Source organism: Kitasatospora sp. NBC_01300 (genome assembly GCF_041435235.1).
Taxonomy (GTDB): Bacteria; Actinomycetota; Actinomycetes; order Streptomycetales; family Streptomycetaceae; genus Kitasatospora.
The window spans coordinates 523,434-538,171 of the sequence record NZ_CP108409.1; the positions used below are offsets into that span (position 1 = coordinate 523,434).

Consider the following 14,738-nt stretch of genomic DNA (forward strand, 5'->3'; position numbering starts at 1 on the left):
GCCTGCCCGCTCGTCCCGGCCGGGGTTTCAGGCGCCCCTGACCGGCCGTGACAGGGCCCAGCAGCGGCACAGAGGTGACCCCGGCCAGCAGCGCCCCGCCCCCGCCGCGAGGACGAGCTAAGAGGCTTCTCAGATTCGTTCTGAGAGGGTTGTCGCATGAGCAACGGGCAGAGAGTGCTGGTCGTCGACGACGATCCGGAGGTACGGGCCGCCGTCGAGGACGGGCTGGCCGTCGAGGGCTACCAGGTGCGCGGCGCCGCCGACGGGCTGGCGGCGCTGAGCGAGGTGGCCGGCTGGCAGCCCGACGCGATGGTCCTCGACCTGATGATGCCCGTCCTCGACGGGCTGGCCGTCTGCCGCCGGCTGCGGGCCCTGGGCGACCGGCTCCCGATCCTGGTGCTGACCGCGCGCGACTCGGTGAGCGACCGCGTCGACGGCCTCGACGCGGGGGCCGACGACTACCTGATCAAGCCGTTCGCCCTGGACGAGCTGACCGCCCGGCTGCGCGCCCTGCTGCGGCGCAGCGCCCCGGCCGCCGAGGAGCCCGGCTACCGCTTCGCCGACCTGGAGGTCGACCCGGCCACCCGGACCGGGAGCAGGGCCGGGCGGCCGGTGGAGTTCTCGCGCACCGAGTTCGCGCTGCTGGAGGTGCTGCTGCGCCACCCCGGCCAGGTGCTCCCGCGCGAGGTGATCATGGAGCGGGTGTGGGGCGCCGACTTCGGCCCCGACTCCAACTCCCTCGCCGTCTACGTCGGTTACCTGCGCCGCAAGCTGGAGGCCGGCGGCGAACCCCGGCTGGTGCACACGGTGCACGGGGTCGGCTACCGGCTGGACCGGGCTTGAGGGCGCACGCGCGCTGGCGGCGCCGGCGCCCGCTGCGCACCCGGCTGGCCCTCGCCTGCACGGCCGCGGTCGCCGTGGTGGCGCTCGGGATCAGCGCGGCCGCGTTCAGCATCGTCCGCTACGAGCTCAACCACCAGCTCGACCAGCACCTCACCCAGCAGGCGACCCTGGTGCAGCAGCAGCACCGCGACCAGGGGCCGCAGGTCGTCTACGGCGAGTGCAACTTCCTGGCCGCCCCGGCGTGCGCGCAGATCGTCTCCGCCGACCCCGGCAAGGCGCCGAACGAGCAGTACCTGCTGCCCGTCACACCGGACACCCGCCAGGTCGCGAACCGGCAGCGGGCCGGCTACTTCACCGACCTCACCATCGGCGGCCACCCGGCCCGGATGCTCACCACCCCGATGATCGCGGCGCCGCCGGGCACCCGGCAGGCCGTCCAGGTCGCGCTGCGCGCCGACAGCGTCCAGGAGGGGGTGCGGCAGGCCGGCGCGCTGATGGCGGCCGTCGCGGCGGCGGGCCTGCTGCTGGCCGCCGTACTCGGGCGCGCCGTGGCCCGCACCGCCCTCGCCCCGGTCGCCCGGCTGACCCGCACCGCCGAGCGGATCGCCGACACCCGGGACGCGGGGCTGCGGATCGAGCTGCCGCCCGGGCGCCGGGAGGACGAACTGACCAGGCTGGCAGGCAGTTTCAACACCATGCTGGGCGAACTGGAGCAGTCCGTGGCCGCCCAGCGCCGGCTCGTCGCCGACGCCTCGCACGAGCTGCGCACCCCGCTGACGGCGCTGCGCACCAACGCCGAACTGCTGGCCCGCGCCGACCGGTTGACCGAGGGCCAGCGGGAGCGGGCGGCGGCCGCGCTGCACCGCCAGCTGCGCGAGGTGACCGGGATGGTGAACGACCTCATCGAGCTGGCCCGCGACGAGGAGCCGCAGCCGCTGCTGGAACAGGTCGCGGTCGGCCGGCTCGTCGAGCACTGCGTCGACACCGCGCGCGGCCACTGGCCGGCGATCTCCTTCGCCCTGGACAACGACGCGGACGGCGCCGCGGGCCATGGCTCCGCCGAGCGCACCGTCCCCGGCGTGCCCGCCCGGCTGGCCCGGCTGGTCTCCAACCTCCTCGACAACGCGGCCAAGTTCAGCCCGCCGGGCGCCACCGTCGAGGTCCGGCTCACCGCCGGACTGGAACTGACCGTCCGCGACCACGGCCCCGGCATCTCACCCGAGGACCTGCCGTACGTCTTCGACCGCTTCTACCGGGCCTCCGCCGCCCGCGCCCTGCCCGGCTCCGGCCTCGGGCTCGCCATGGCGCGTCAGATCGCCCACGCGCACGGCGCCACCCTCACCGCCGAGGCCGCCCCCGGCGGCGGGGCGCTGTTCCGTCTGCGGCTGCCGGGCTGAACGGGACGACACGCTTCCGACCCGCCGTCCGAGCACCCACCCGTCACCACGCTGCCGGTTGGCGGCAAACGACGGCGCGACGGCGCGTACGCGGACCTGACGCCGGTTCCCGTGTCGGAGGCGAGGGAACACGCGGAGAAGCACGGCTGCGACCACCTGGCAGCGCTGACCGATCCGTCCTACTCCGACGACTCCCACCACGTCCGGTGCAGGTACTGCAGCCGCCTCGCCACCGAACGGCTGGGGGACATCGCGTTCGGTTGCCGGTGCCAGACCAACCCGAACCGCGCACGACAGACCTCCAACCCCCCGCTGATCAGAAGACGCCGGCTCGCCTGGTCCTACTGATTCCAACTACTGTGTCCCGGCTCATGACCGCGCCGGAGTTCAGTGGTTGCCGCCGAGAGGGAGTCCTGTGAAAGTCTGATTGTTTCATCCGTTGTTTCGAACTCACCTTATGCTTACGCGGGTTGACGTCCATCGGGGATGCGGCCTGCTGTGGGCATGGGCGAGGGCAGGGCCTACCTGGGCGATCCTTTACCAGGCCCGCACCGGCTGCCAGTGGCGCTATCTGCCCCCAACTCAAGCTGAAATCCGACAAAGGTTCGCAGAAAGCCCTCACTGGGCGAGAAGTTCGCCATAGGCCACCTCCAGTGCCCGGTGAAGTTCGGTCACAAATGAACTCGAACGGACATTCTCGGGCCGACTCGCAGCGGTGACGGTCAAGGCGAGGATCGGGCCGATGGTTTCTGCGAGAATGCCGCGCTTTCGGTACGAAGTGGCGTTTCACCCAACGGCGTTGCGGGGATGAAAGGGTTAATTCAACCGCCGGGCTGCCTATCCCTCCTCAGGGTGAGCGGCCCGTGGCTATGCCCAGTGTGCGGTCAGTCGTCGATGTGCCCCAGGGCGGGATCTGCGGTCCTGGACGATTTCTACACGCCGGCTCGACGGGACGAGGGCAGCCCCCACCGAAGGGGTCCGCATGAGTACGGACGTTCAGATAGCAGCGCAGGAACTGCTGCCGATCCCCAGCACTGTCGGCCACGCCGCCACCGGCCAGGTGGCGGCGGCAGGCCCCGAAGACCCTACGATCGCTGTCGGCACCAGCCCTGTCGGGCTGGCGTTCACCCCCAGCGGTGACCTCTACGTCACCAACAGCGGCTCGAACACTGTGACGCTGATCGACACCAGCACCGACACCGTCACCATCGCGAGCATCCCCGAAGGCGGCACCACCCCGAGCTGGCTGACGGTCGCCCCCAACGGCAACGCCTACATCCCCAACAACGGCTCGGCCAACGTGTCGGTGCTGAACACCGCCACCAACACCCTCGTGGGCGCCCCGATCCCGCTGTCCGGCGGTCCGGCCGCGGCGGTGGTCGTTCCCAGCGGCAACGTCTATGTCAGCCAGTTCTTCGCGAACAGCGTGTCCCTGATCAACACCACCACCAACACCGTTACGGGCGGGCCCATCGCCGTCGGCTCCAACCCGGTCGGAATGGCCGTCGCCCCCAACGGCAACGCCTATGTCGCCAACCGAGGGTCGAACAACGTCACGGTGATCGACACCGCCACCAACACCGTGGTGGGCGCCGCCATCCCCGTCGGCACCCAGCCGAACTTCATCGCGATCGCCCCCAACGGCAACGCCTACGTCGCCAACATCGCATCCAGCAACGTGACGGTCATCGACACCACCACCAACACCGTCCTGGTCCCCAGCATCCCCGTCGGCTCCAGCCCTTGGGGAATCGCGGCCGCCCCCAACGGCATCGTCTACACGGCCAACCTCGGGGCCAACAACGTGACGGTGATCGACACCAGCACCAACACCGTGGTGGGCGCCGCCATCCCCGTCGGCACCGAGCCGATCGACGTGGCGGTCGCCCCCAACGGCAAGGTCTATGTCGCCAACTTCGGGTCGAACAGCGTCAGCGTCTTTCAGGGCGCGCCCACGCTGAGCGGCATCAGTCCCAACCACGGATCCACCGCCGGCGGCACCGTGGTGACCATCACCGGTACCAACCTGACCGGCGCCAGCGTCACCATCGGCGGCAACCCCGCCACCAACGTCATCGTCAATGCCGCAGGCACGCAGATCACCGCCACCACCCCGCCCGGGGCGGCCGGACCGGCCACCGTCACCGTCGCCACCCCCAGTGGCACCGCCAGCCTGGTCAACGGCTTCACCTACGTGGCCGACGCCACCTCGCTGACCGCGACCCCGGCGCTGGCCAAGCTGTTCCCGCCGCACGTGTTCTACCCGTTCCTCAACGCCACCCTGGTCGACCTCGTCACCGGACTGCCGGTGCCCGGCCAGACCATCACCTTCAGCACCGGCAACCGGGCCCTGGGCACCGCCATCACCAACGCCGAAGGCACCGCCCAGCTTTCCGAGGCGATCACCTTCCCGCTGATCCTCGCCAACGACGGCTACACCGCCGCCTTCGCCGGCACCGCCGGCCTGCTGCCCTCCACCGCCAACGCAGGCGTCATCATCCCGTAGCCGGCGAGGAGGCAGAAGACGAAGGCGGAGATCGCCCGGCCCGGTCACTGACCGCGGCCGGGACGTAACCACCTCCGTTCGAAAGTGCTGGTCGCAGCCATTCGTTGATGGCTGCGACCAGCACTGTTGCAACGACCCCTCCGTTGTCCGCAGGGGCACCACCCGCGAATATCCCCGTACACCTACCTGCACTCGGGCTGCCCCTCCTGCCGGAGCCAGGAGAACCGCACCTCCCGGCTGGAAGCCCTGGAGTCCCTGGAAGCCGTCGCTGTCGGACCCGCCCCGTTCAGGATCGGTCCGGAGATCGCTTCCCGGTGGCACCCGACCCGCAACGGCCGCATCAGCCCGGCCGAGCTCTCCCCCAGGTCACGCAGAACGGTGTGGCGGCAGGACCCCGGCTGCGGCCACGAGTGGCAGGACACTCCGGAGCGGCGGGACAAGGGGCAGCGCCTGCGCTGCCCCGAATGCCGCACGATCCTCGACTCGCTCGCGTTTCACTTCCCGGAACACGCCGTGCCGGCAGAAGGTGCGTCCTCAGGCCATCGCCTGGCGCTCGCGCAGGACGACGGCCCCTTCGCCGTCGAGCTGGTCGCAGTAGGACGCGCGGCCGGCCATCGCCATGACCAGGGCCAGGGTGGTGCCGGACACCCGTGGGCCGTCACCGGCGACGAAGGGGCCGTCGGTGGCCGCCAGCCGCAGGCCGGCGGCACGCTTCTTGGAGAGGACGGGCAGGTCGGAGCCCTGGTAGTAGGCGGCCAGGGCGGTCAGGACGTCCACCGGGTAGTCGCGCTCGATACCGAGCGGTCGGCGGATGTCCTCCGCGTGCACGACGGTCTCCCCGAGCATCGCCACTCTCGGCAGGGGCGGCTTGGTCGTGCTGGTGATCACCTGGCGGAACCGCGCGAGCGTCTCGGCCGGAGCGGCGCCCATGTGCTCGGCCAGCCGCAGGGCGACCTGCCGGTCGAAGTCGAAGCGACAGCGGATCACACCCGCCATCCACCGCACCGGGCCGAGGCTCGCCCCGGCGGTCATGTGCGCGAGCACCTCGCGGACGGTGAACCGGTCGCAGAGGGAGCGGGTGGCCCACTGCCCCTCGTCCAGTCCCGCCAGGTCGGCGGCCAAGGCTGCCCGTTCGGCGTGGACCTGCGCCCAGGTGCCCGTCGCGGGTCGAGGACTGTCGTTCGGTGTCGACGGTGGCATGCGGGCACTGCTCCTGTGCGGTAGTCGGACGGGCGCCGAACCGGGCATCGGCGAAGCGAAGCTTCGCACGCGTGGAGCCACCGTGCATCCGCCCATCACCGCCGTACAAGGCGCGGGGCTTTGAATCCGGGGGTGGCGACTTCGCCCCGCCGGCCCTCGGAGTCGCCCGCCGTGGACACGGCCCCGGAACCGAACGCGCCCGTGGGCAGGGCCGTGGGGTTCCCGTCGACCGGATGCGGGTAGGGACCGGCCCGCGTGTTGCCCGCGCACCAGGGTGGGCGGCCCGTACGGTGGGGCTCCCCATGTTCGCCCGAGCGGGTACGGCCGTTGGCGCCCGCACACCGGGGCGCGGCGGCCAACTCCCCTGTGAGCGGTACGAGTCGCGGAGGTGCAGGCGTGGAGCATTGGTCCAGGCGCGAGGACGAACGGCTGCTCACCGGCCGGGGCCGCTTCGTCGCCGACATCGAGGCGCCCGGGTGCCTGGACGCGGCGTTCGTGCGCAGCGGCGTGGCCCACGGTGTGCTGCGCGGGGTGGACTGCGCTGCCGCCCGGGAGGTGCCGGGGGTGGTGGGGGCCTGGTCCGGCGCGGATCTGTCGGAGCCGGGCCCGCCCGGAACGACGGCCTCCGGCTTTCAGGGGCTTCCGTCGGTGCCGTACACGTTGTTGGCCGGGCTGTCCTCGGAGGAGGCCGTGGCGGGCCGGGAGTGGCCGGCGCTGGCGAGGGACCGGGTGCGGTACGTGGGCGAGGCGGTGGCGGTGGTGCTGGGTGAGGACCGTTACCGGGCCGAGGACGGGGCGGCGGCGGTGTCCGTCCGGGTCGACCCGCTGCCCGCGGTGGTCGCCGCGGGCGCGGCGGCGGCGGACTCGGTCCGGTTGTTCGACGGTCTGAGCAACACCGTCTTCCGTGGGGAGGCCGGTCGGCCGATCGACGAGTCGGTGTGGCGGCGGGCCTCGGTGGTGGTGGAGGGCCGCTACCGCCAGCAGCTCCTGCTGCCGTCCCCGATGGAGTGCCGGACGATCCTCGCCGTGCCCGAAGGGGACCGGCTGACGGTCTGGTCGGGGCACCAGATGCCGCACCGGCTGCGGCGCGAGTTGGCGGCGCTGCTGGGGTGGCCGGTCGACCGGGTGCGGGTGGTGGTCCCGGACACCGGCGGGGCGTTCGGGTCGAAGAGCGCGGCGTGGCCGGAGTTCGTCGTGGTCGCCCACCTGGCGGTGCGGCTGGGCCGGCCGGTGCGGTGGATCGAGGACCGGCTGGAGTCGATGACGGCAGCGCCCCGGGGCCGGGGGCAGGACCAGCGGGTGCGGCTCGCCGCCGACGCCGAAGGACGGCTGCTCGCCTACGAGTTGGAGGTCGACGCCGACGTGGGCGCCTACCCCCACCTCGGGGCCGGGCTGCCGATGCAGACCGCCTTGATGGCCACCGGCCCGTACGCGACCCCGCAGGTGCACGCGACCGTCCGCTCGGTGCTGACCAACACGATGGTGACGTACCCGTACCGCGGTGCCGGACGGCCGGAGGCGGCGATCGCGCTGGAGCGGGCCATGGACCTGCTGGCTCGTGAACTCGCCATGGACCCGGCCGAGTTGCGGCGGCGCAACTTCATCCCGCCGCACCGGTTCCCGTACCGGACGCCCACCGGCCGGTGCTACGACAGCGGGAACTACGCCGCCGCGCTTGACCTGGCGCTGGAGACCCTGGACTACGGCGGGTGGCAGGCCGAGCAGGCCCGGCGCCGAACGGACCCTGCCGCCCTGCCGCTGGGCATCGGCCTGTCCTGCTACGTGGAACGCTCCGGCGGGGAGCCGGGCGGGCTCCACGAGTTCGGCGGCGTCGAGGCCACGGCGGACGGCGCGGTCCTCGTCCGGTGCGGCGCGGCCTCCGCCGGCCAGGGGCACGAGACGGTCTTCCCCGCGCTGGTGGCCGAGGCCCTGGGCGTGGACGCGAGCCTGGTCCGGCTGGTCGAGGGGGACACCGACGAGCAGCCCGAGGGAATGGGCTCCTTCGGCAGCCGCTCCGCCCAGGTCGCCGGCGCGATGCTGCAACACGCCGCGCAGTTGCTGCTCGACGAGGCACGGGAGCGGGCCGCGCGGCTGTGGGGCGTTCCCGCCGAAGCCGTGGACTGGTCCGACGGCGCCGCGCGCCTCGCCCGTGGCGGCTCACCGGCGATCGGACTGGCCGAACTGGTGCGGGCGACCGGGCCGCTGCGGGTGGACGACCGGCTCGAGGCGGGCATGGCCTTCCCCTTCGGCGCCCACGCGGTGGTGGCCGAGGTCGATCCCGAGCTGGGCACCGTGCGGCTGCTGCGGGTGGTGGCCGTGGACGACTGCGGCGTGCAGCTCGATCCGGTGATCGTGCGCGGGCAGGCCTTCGGGTCGGCGGTGCAGGGCATCGGCCAGGCCCTGTACGAGGGGATCCCCTACCGGGACGACGGCGCACCGCTGTTGGCCACCGGGCTGCTGGACTACCTGCTGCCGACCTTCACCGAAGTGCCGTCCATCGAGGTCAGGGACACCTGCACCCCGGGCACGGGCACGCCACTGGGTGCCAAGGGCGCGGGCGAGTCGGGCTGCATCGGCACTCCGGCCGCGGTCGTCAACGCCGTGGCCGACGCCCTGCGGATCGCCGACCCCGACCTGTTGCAGATGCCGCTCACCCCGGACGCGGTCTGGCGGGCGGCCCGTGCCCCGAAGCTTGCGGAGGCGGCCCGGTGAAGCCGGCCGCCTTCGACTACGTCGTACCGCGCACGGTGGCCGAGGCCGTCGAGGCGCTCGGCTCCGCGGACGGGACGGCCCAGGTGCTCGCCGGCGGGCAGAGCCTGATCCTCGACATGCGGCTGCACCGTGTGCGCCCCGGGCTGGTGGTGGACATCAACCGGCTCCCGGGACTCGACCGGATCGACCCGGACGGCGGCACGCTGCGGATCGGCGCCCTGGTACGACACCGCGCGTTCGAATCGGCACGGGCCGTCCCCGGCCCGCTCGGTGCGCTGTTCGCCCGCGCGGCGGTCCACATCGCCCACCCTCCCATCCGCTCGCGCGGCACGATGGCGGGCAGCTTCGCCTGGGCGCACCCCGCCTCCGAGTGGTGCGCCGTGGGCGCCGCCCTGGACGCCGACGTCGAGCTGTCCGGCCCGCGGGGCACGCGCACGGTCGCGGCCCGGGACTACTTCCAGGGGGCGCACCTGACCGCGCGCCGACCGGACGAACTGCTGACCTCGGTGGCCTTCCCGCTGCTCGGCGAGGACACCGGGGTCGGCTTCACCGAGCACCGCCGTACGCACTTCTGCTTCGCCCAGGTCGCGGTCGCCGCCGCCCTGACGGTGCGGGACGGGGTGGTCTCCGAGGCCCGGATCGGGCTGGCCAACTGCGCCGACCGGCCGGTGCGGGCCCGCGCTGCCGAGCAGGCGCTGATCGGCGCCGAGGCCTGGGCAGCCACCGACGGACACCGGCTGCCCGACGGGCACCCGTTCGTCCGGGCCGGCGGGATCGCGGCGCAGCAGGACGCCGCACCCGTGCCGGAGCCGTACGCCGACGTCGAGTACAAGCGGCAGGCCGTCGCGGTGCTGGTCGCCAGGACGCTGCACCAGGCGGCACGGGACCTGCGATCCCGCCGCGCCGAGCCGGACGGAGACCGCGCATGAGGATCACCCTGACCGTCAACGGCGAGACGCACCGCCTCGACGTGGAGCCCCGCCGGATCCTCGCCGACGTGCTGCGGGAGGACTGCCGGCTGACCGGCACCCACCTGGGGTGCGAGCACGGCGTCTGCGGGGCGTGCACGGTGCTGGTGGACGGCGAGGCGGTCCGCTCCTGCCTCGTGTTCGCCGTGCAGTGCGACGGGAGTTCGGTGGGCACCGTGGAGGGCCTCGCCGGGCCGGGCGGCGATCCCCACCCCCTCCAGCGGGCGTTCTCCGCCGAACACGCCCTGCAGTGCGGCTTCTGCACCCCGGGGTTCCTCATGGTCGCCGCCGGCGCCCTGGCGGCCGACCCCGATCTCGCGGACTCCCCCGAGAAGGTCGACGCCCTCGTCGGCTCCAACCTCTGCCGGTGCACCGGCTACGAACCCATCCGCCGCGCGATCCTGCGGGCCGCCCGCGAGCAGAACACGCCGCGCCCGGACGACATGCCGGATGCGCGGCAGCAACCGTCCGCTCACCACCGCCCGTAGAAGACGATCGCCCAGCGGTACCGGCCGAGGCGTTGCCCGCGGCCCGGCACAGGCTCGCCCGGTTGGTCAGAGGAAGGAGCCGCCGGAGACCTCGATGCGCTGGGCGGTCACCCAGCGCAGGCCCTCGGACGCCAGCGTGGCGATGGCGTCGCCGATCTCCTCGGGTTCGCCGACGCGGCCGAGCGCGGTCTGCCCGGCGAGACCCTGGCGCATCTCGGCGTCATCCCGCATGGCACCGCCGTTGAAGTCGGTGGCGGTCGGCCCCGGGGCAATGGAGTTGACCCGGATGCCGCGGGGGCCGAGTTCTGCGGCCAGAGTGCGGCTCAGCGCCTCGACGGCGGCCTTCGAGGCGGAGTAGACCGAGGTCGCGGGACTGGTGTGGCGAGTCAACGACGACGAGACGTTGATGACGTGGGCGCCCTGCGCCAGCAGCGGCAGGAGCGACTGGATGAGGAAGAACGTGCCCCGCACGTTCGTGCCGAACACCGTGTCGAAGTCGTCGGCCGTGACAGCTTCCAGCGGGCCGAAGACGCCCACCCCCGCGTTGTTGACCACGACATCGAGCCGCGAAGCCCCCCAGCGCTCGAGCAGTCCGCTCAGCTCGGAAGTGAAGGCTCCGAAGGAGAAGACGTCGCTGATGTCGAGACGCGCGACAGCGGCAGTCCCGCCCGCAGCGTGCACTTGCCGCGCCGTCTCCTCGGCCCCGGCCGCATCACCGCGATGGGTGACCACGACCCGCACCCCGCGCGCCGCCAGCGCAAGAGCCGTGCTCCGGCCCAGACCACGGTTCGCACCGGTCACCAAAGCGATCCTGTCGGCTGTCATCGGCTGCTCCCTCATCGCACGGCACCAGGGGGACATCGGGCACCGCCATCAGAGGCGAGTCGGTTGACTCGCCTCTCCATCGCAGCGTAGGCGCACCAAAAGAGGCGAGTCAAGTGACTCGCCTCGGAGCTAGGGCATACTGCACCCATGGCAGCAGAGCTCTCCGCACATCACCGCCGTCTCGCCCAGCAGAAGCGCGACGCGATCATCTCCGCGGCCACGGACCTCTTCCTGAACCGCGGCTACGACGGCACTTCCCTCGCCCGCATTGCCGAAGGTGCGGCAGTCTCGAAGTCCACCCTGTTCAAGCAGTTCCCCACCAAGGCAGCCCTCTTCGAGGCCATCGTCACCGAGTCCTGGCAGCGTGACGCCGCAGGCGCCGTCGCACGACCTCAGGCCGGAGACCTGCGTTCCGGCCTGACCTCCATCGGCCACCGCTACGCCGACCTGATCGGCCGGCCCGGCATGACAGCCCTGTTCCGCATCGTCATCGCCGAGCTGCCCCGCTTCCCCGAACTGGGGCGGATGCAGTTCCAGCTCGGCAAGCTGCCCTACTTCACCTCGGTCCAGCACTACCTGGAGTCGGAGCACGAGGCCGGCAACGCCGACGTCCCGGACGCCGAGAGCGCTGCCAACCAGTTCCTCGGGATGATCGCCAACTACGTCCTGTGGCCCCGCATGCTGCTGACCGACTGGAGCCCCGCGGCCTCTGACATCCGCTACGCCGTCGAGCAGGCGGTGGAGACCATGCTCGCCCGCTACGCCTCCGATCGACCAGCCTGATCCGAAACCGGAATTCGCACACCGCCGCCCCAGTGCTGGAGGGGCCCGCGGAGGTGCGACCGTGCGGGCCGTCGCCGTCGGCAAACGATGGCGAGCTCAAGCGGTCAGCACATCACCGCTGTTGAGGAGGCGAGACGGCCGGCCGTGCGCCGGGAGGCAAGGACGGATGCGCGCGCAGTCCATCCCTCCGCCCCGCGCCGGGCTAGTTTCGGCCTCCCAGGCAGGCCGGACGACCCCACGCGATCGTCGCGGGGCACGGAGGCCGGCCGCGACCCCACACCAGACGAAGGCCGGCACGACGATGACCGATCTCCGCGACGGGCAACCACACGGCACCCCGGACGCCTTGTGGTGCCCCTTCCCCTCCCTGACGAACCCCCACGCCGAACAGGCCGACCGGCAGAGCCTGGACTGGTTGGCGCGCCACCGGCTGCTGGACGGGCGGCTCCGGCAGTCCGACCGGATCGGACGCCAGCGCAGCGGCCACCTGGCCGCCCGGACCAACCCGGAAGTCCCCGCCGAGATGCTGCGCCTGCTGTCCGACTGGTACGTGTGGCTCTTCGCCTTCGACGACGGGTACTGCGAGGACCGCGAACGCGGCGACCGCCCCGGGCCGTTGGCCCGCACGACCGCTCTCCTCGCCCGGGTGATCGACCCCGAGCCGCCCGGCGACGAGGTGCCCGGACCGGCCGGCGCCTACGCGGTGGCCCTGCGGGAGATCCGGGACCGGGTCGCCGCACAGGCCTCGCCGTCACAGCTGTTCCGGTGGGAGTGCACGGTCCGCGACTACCTCTCCGCCCAGGTGTGGGAGGCCGCCAACCGCGAGGCGGGCACCGTACCGGGCCCGTCCGAGTACGCCGCCATGCGCAGGCACGCCGGGGCGACGTACACCTGCCTCGCCCTGGTCGACATCGCCGCCGGCTACGAAGTCCCGGCCGCGGAGGCGGACGGGCCTTCGCTGCGCAGGCTCAGGGACCTCACGGCGAACCTGGTGAGTTGGGACAACGACCTGTACTCCCACGCCAAGGAGACCGCGGGCGGCCAGGGCCGCCACAACCTGGTCGAGGTCCTCGCCCGCCACCACCAGTGCTCTCCGGCCGAAGCCCGACGGTCGGCCGTCGCCATGCGTGACGCCGAGATGCGCGCGTTCATCGAGCTGAGCCGAACCATCCACACGGACGGCAGCGACGCGGCCTCGACGTACGCCCGCAGCCTCGGACTGTGGCTGCGCGGACACATCGACTGGTCCCGCCACACCTCCCGGTTCGACGTGCCGGCCCCCGCGGCGGGGCACTGATGCGCGAGGAGGACACCCCGCCCGGCACCGCGCCGTGCGCGCCGGGCCACCTGCCGCTGCTCGGGCACCTGCTCCCGCTGCTCACCCGCCCCGTGCCCTTCCTCCAGTCGCTCGCCGACCACGGCCCGGTGGTGCGGATCCACCTGTGGCGCAGGCCGGTCCACGTCCTCACCGATCCCGAGCTGGTCCACCAACTGCTCGTTCGGGACGCCGCGAAGACCGAGAAGGGCTTCGTCTTCGACAAGGCCCGCGGCCTGCTGGGCAACGGCCTGTTCACCGCCGAGGGCGCGTTCCACCTCCGCCAGCGACGCCTGGTCCAACCGGCCTTCCATCGCGACAGCATCCACCGGTACGCCGCCCTGACCGCACGCGTGGCAGCGGCGGCGGTGACCCGCTGGGAACCCGGGCAAGCCGCGCCGATCGAGCCTCGGATGCACCGACTCGCCCGGGACATCGTGGTCGAGGCACTGTTCGCCACCCGCCTGAGCCACGCCCAGAAGGCCCGGATCGACCGGGCCGTGCCCGTGGTCCTCACCGGATTCGTCCAGCGAGCCCTCTACCCGTCACCGCTGCTGGAAAAGCTGCCCGTACCGGCCAACCGGCGCTTCGACACGGCCGTCCGGGACCTGCGCACCGTCGTGGACGAGATCATCGCCCAGGCCGCCGCCCCGCAGCAGACCCCGGACGGCACGCTGCTGTCCCTGCTGCTGACCACCCGCGACAAGGAGACCGGCCTCGCCATGGCACCGGCCCAGGTCCGGGACGAGGCGGTCTCGCTGCTCCTGGCCGGCACCGAGACGACCGGCACCACGCTCTCCTGGTTCTTCCACGAACTCGCCCGGCACCAGGATCTGCAGAACGAGCTGAGCGAGGAGGTGCGCGCCGTCGCCACCGACGGCGCCGTGTCCCCTGGCGACCTACCGCGCCTGGAACGCACGGGGCACGCGCTCAGCGAGACCCTCCGCCTCCACACCCCCAACTGGATCCTGATGCGCCGGGCAGTGGCACCGCTCCGGTACGGCGGCGTCCTCCTGCCCCCGGGGACGGAGATCCTCTTCAGCCCGACCGCGCTGCACCGCTCCCCGAAGCTCCACCCCGACCCGTTGAGATTCGACCCCGACCGCTGGCGCCACCCCGCGGACCGCACCCCGCCCAGGTTGTTCATCCCCTTCGGCGCGGGCCGGCACAAGTGCGTCGGCGAGTCCTTCGCCTGGACCGAGATGCTCGTCGTCGCCGCAGCCGTCCTCGCCCGCCTGCGGCTCAGGCCCGCCACCGCCACCCCCCTCCGGGAGAGCGCCACCGCCGCCACCATCCGCCCGCGCGGCCCGCTGCTCATCGCCGAACCGCGATGAGCAGGGGGTCGCGCAACACGGGAGCACGAGAACGCCGCCGCGAGGGCATCGAGCCGGCTCGCCCCCTCCTGCTGGCCCACACACTCGCAGTCGCCGCCTCCCGCGCACCAGGAGCACCTGCTGGACCTGCGTGCCCGAGCCGGCACCGATCCGGGCGACCGCGAGGAACTACGGACCGCGCTGCAGGATCCGTCCATCCTCGACGGCTACGAGCACTCACCTACCCGCTGACGATCCGGATCGTTCCGCCCCCCGGCAGCCGCGCCCTCCGGCCTGCCGAATCCCGAGCGGCGACCGCACTTCACCTCGACCGCTTCCGCGCCGGGGCGGAGCAGTTGGGCGGTCCTGGACCAGGTGCGGCCCAAGT

At 72.7% G+C, this 14,738-nt stretch carries 11 protein-coding genes and 1 pseudogene; 10 read left to right on the plus strand and 2 right to left on the minus strand.

Annotation, left to right across the window (positions count from 1 at the left end; translation table 11 throughout):
- The first annotated feature begins 156 nt into the window (after positions 1 to 156).
- The 4 genes and pseudogenes from OG556_RS36000 to OG556_RS36015 all read left to right on the plus strand — a co-directional run.
- Positions 157 to 843 carry a response regulator transcription factor gene (locus OG556_RS36000; protein ID WP_331743843.1) on the plus strand — a complete coding sequence of 229 codons (687 nt, stop codon included), beginning with the start codon at positions 157 to 159 and terminating at the stop codon, positions 841 to 843.
- Positions 840 to 2,240 carry a HAMP domain-containing sensor histidine kinase gene (locus OG556_RS36005; protein WP_331743846.1) on the plus strand — a complete coding sequence of 467 codons (1,401 nt, stop codon included), beginning with the start codon at positions 840 to 842 and terminating at the stop codon, positions 2,238 to 2,240. The genes OG556_RS36000 and OG556_RS36005 overlap by 4 nt, the downstream gene beginning before the upstream one ends.
- A gap of 982 nt (positions 2,241 to 3,222) precedes the next feature.
- Positions 3,223 to 4,746 (plus strand): YncE family protein, encoded by a 1,524-nt coding sequence (locus OG556_RS36010; RefSeq protein WP_331743852.1) that lies wholly within the window; start codon positions 3,223 to 3,225, stop codon positions 4,744 to 4,746.
- Between the two features lie 126 nt (positions 4,747 to 4,872).
- Positions 4,873 to 5,202 (plus strand): annotated as a pseudogene (locus tag OG556_RS36015) (zinc-ribbon domain-containing protein); the annotation flags it as partial.
- A gap of 78 nt (positions 5,203 to 5,280) precedes the next feature.
- Here the strand turns inward: OG556_RS36015 and OG556_RS36020 are convergent.
- Entirely contained in the window at positions 5,281 to 5,946 is a 666-nt protein-coding gene (locus OG556_RS36020) for a maleylpyruvate isomerase family mycothiol-dependent enzyme (RefSeq protein WP_331743855.1), read from the minus strand.
- 396 nt (positions 5,947 to 6,342) lie between these two features.
- On the opposite strand from OG556_RS36020, the gene OG556_RS36025 reads away from it, so the two are divergent.
- The 3 genes from OG556_RS36025 to OG556_RS36035 are packed head-to-tail and all read left to right on the plus strand — an operon-like array spanning position 6,343 to position 10,114.
- Entirely contained in the window at positions 6,343 to 8,658 is a 2,316-nt protein-coding gene (locus tag OG556_RS36025; RefSeq protein WP_331743857.1) for a xanthine dehydrogenase family protein molybdopterin-binding subunit, read from the plus strand.
- Entirely contained in the window at positions 8,655 to 9,587 is a 933-nt protein-coding gene (locus tag OG556_RS36030; protein WP_331743860.1) for an FAD binding domain-containing protein, read from the plus strand. Before OG556_RS36025 ends, OG556_RS36030 begins: the two co-directional genes overlap by 4 nt.
- Complete coding sequence (locus OG556_RS36035; RefSeq protein WP_331743863.1) at positions 9,584 to 10,114, plus strand: (2Fe-2S)-binding protein; 531 nt, start codon at positions 9,584 to 9,586, stop codon at positions 10,112 to 10,114. The genes OG556_RS36030 and OG556_RS36035 overlap by 4 nt, the downstream gene beginning before the upstream one ends.
- 66 nt (positions 10,115 to 10,180) lie before the next feature.
- Here the strand turns inward: OG556_RS36035 and OG556_RS36040 are convergent, their stop codons facing one another.
- On the minus strand, positions 10,181 to 10,939 hold the full coding sequence (locus OG556_RS36040; RefSeq protein WP_331743865.1) for an SDR family oxidoreductase: 759 nt from the start codon (positions 10,937 to 10,939) through the stop codon (positions 10,181 to 10,183).
- Between the two features lie 147 nt (positions 10,940 to 11,086).
- Between OG556_RS36040 and OG556_RS36045 the strand changes: the two genes are divergently transcribed.
- The 3 genes from OG556_RS36045 to OG556_RS36055 all read left to right on the plus strand — a co-directional run bounded on the left by OG556_RS36045 (position 11,087) and on the right by OG556_RS36055 (position 14,371).
- Positions 11,087 to 11,722: a TetR/AcrR family transcriptional regulator gene (locus OG556_RS36045; RefSeq protein ID WP_331743868.1), complete on the plus strand. Its 636-nt coding sequence runs from the start codon at positions 11,087 to 11,089 to the stop codon at positions 11,720 to 11,722.
- A 301-nt stretch (positions 11,723 to 12,023) separates the two neighbouring features.
- Entirely contained in the window at positions 12,024 to 13,019 is a 996-nt protein-coding gene (locus tag OG556_RS36050) for a hypothetical protein (protein WP_331743871.1), read from the plus strand.
- A complete protein-coding gene (locus OG556_RS36055; RefSeq protein ID WP_331743873.1) occupies positions 13,019 to 14,371 on the plus strand; it encodes a cytochrome P450 in 1,353 nt (450 codons plus the stop codon). The genes OG556_RS36050 and OG556_RS36055 overlap by 1 nt, the downstream gene beginning before the upstream one ends.
- The last annotated feature ends 367 nt before the right edge of the window (positions 14,372 to 14,738 follow it).

Bases quoted from the DNA above. Each gene is read 5' to 3' on its own strand.
- OG556_RS36020 (WP_331743855.1), bottom strand. From the start codon at position 5,946: ATGCCACCGTCGACACCGAACGACAGTCCTCGACCCGCGACGGGCACC.
- OG556_RS36045 (WP_331743868.1), top strand. From the start codon at position 11,087: ATGGCAGCAGAGCTCTCCGCACATCACCGCCGTCTCGCCCAGCAGAAG.
- OG556_RS36040 (WP_331743865.1), bottom strand. From the start codon at position 10,939: ATGACAGCCGACAGGATCGCTTTGGTGACCGGTGCGAACCGTGGTCTG.
- OG556_RS36050 (WP_331743871.1), top strand. From the start codon at position 12,024: ATGACCGATCTCCGCGACGGGCAACCACACGGCACCCCGGACGCCTTG.
- OG556_RS36000 (WP_331743843.1), top strand. From the start codon at position 157: ATGAGCAACGGGCAGAGAGTGCTGGTCGTCGACGACGATCCGGAGGTA.
- OG556_RS36035 (WP_331743863.1), top strand. From the start codon at position 9,584: ATGAGGATCACCCTGACCGTCAACGGCGAGACGCACCGCCTCGACGTG.
- OG556_RS36010 (WP_331743852.1), top strand. From the start codon at position 3,223: ATGAGTACGGACGTTCAGATAGCAGCGCAGGAACTGCTGCCGATCCCC.
- OG556_RS36055 (WP_331743873.1), top strand. From the start codon at position 13,019: ATGCGCGAGGAGGACACCCCGCCCGGCACCGCGCCGTGCGCGCCGGGC.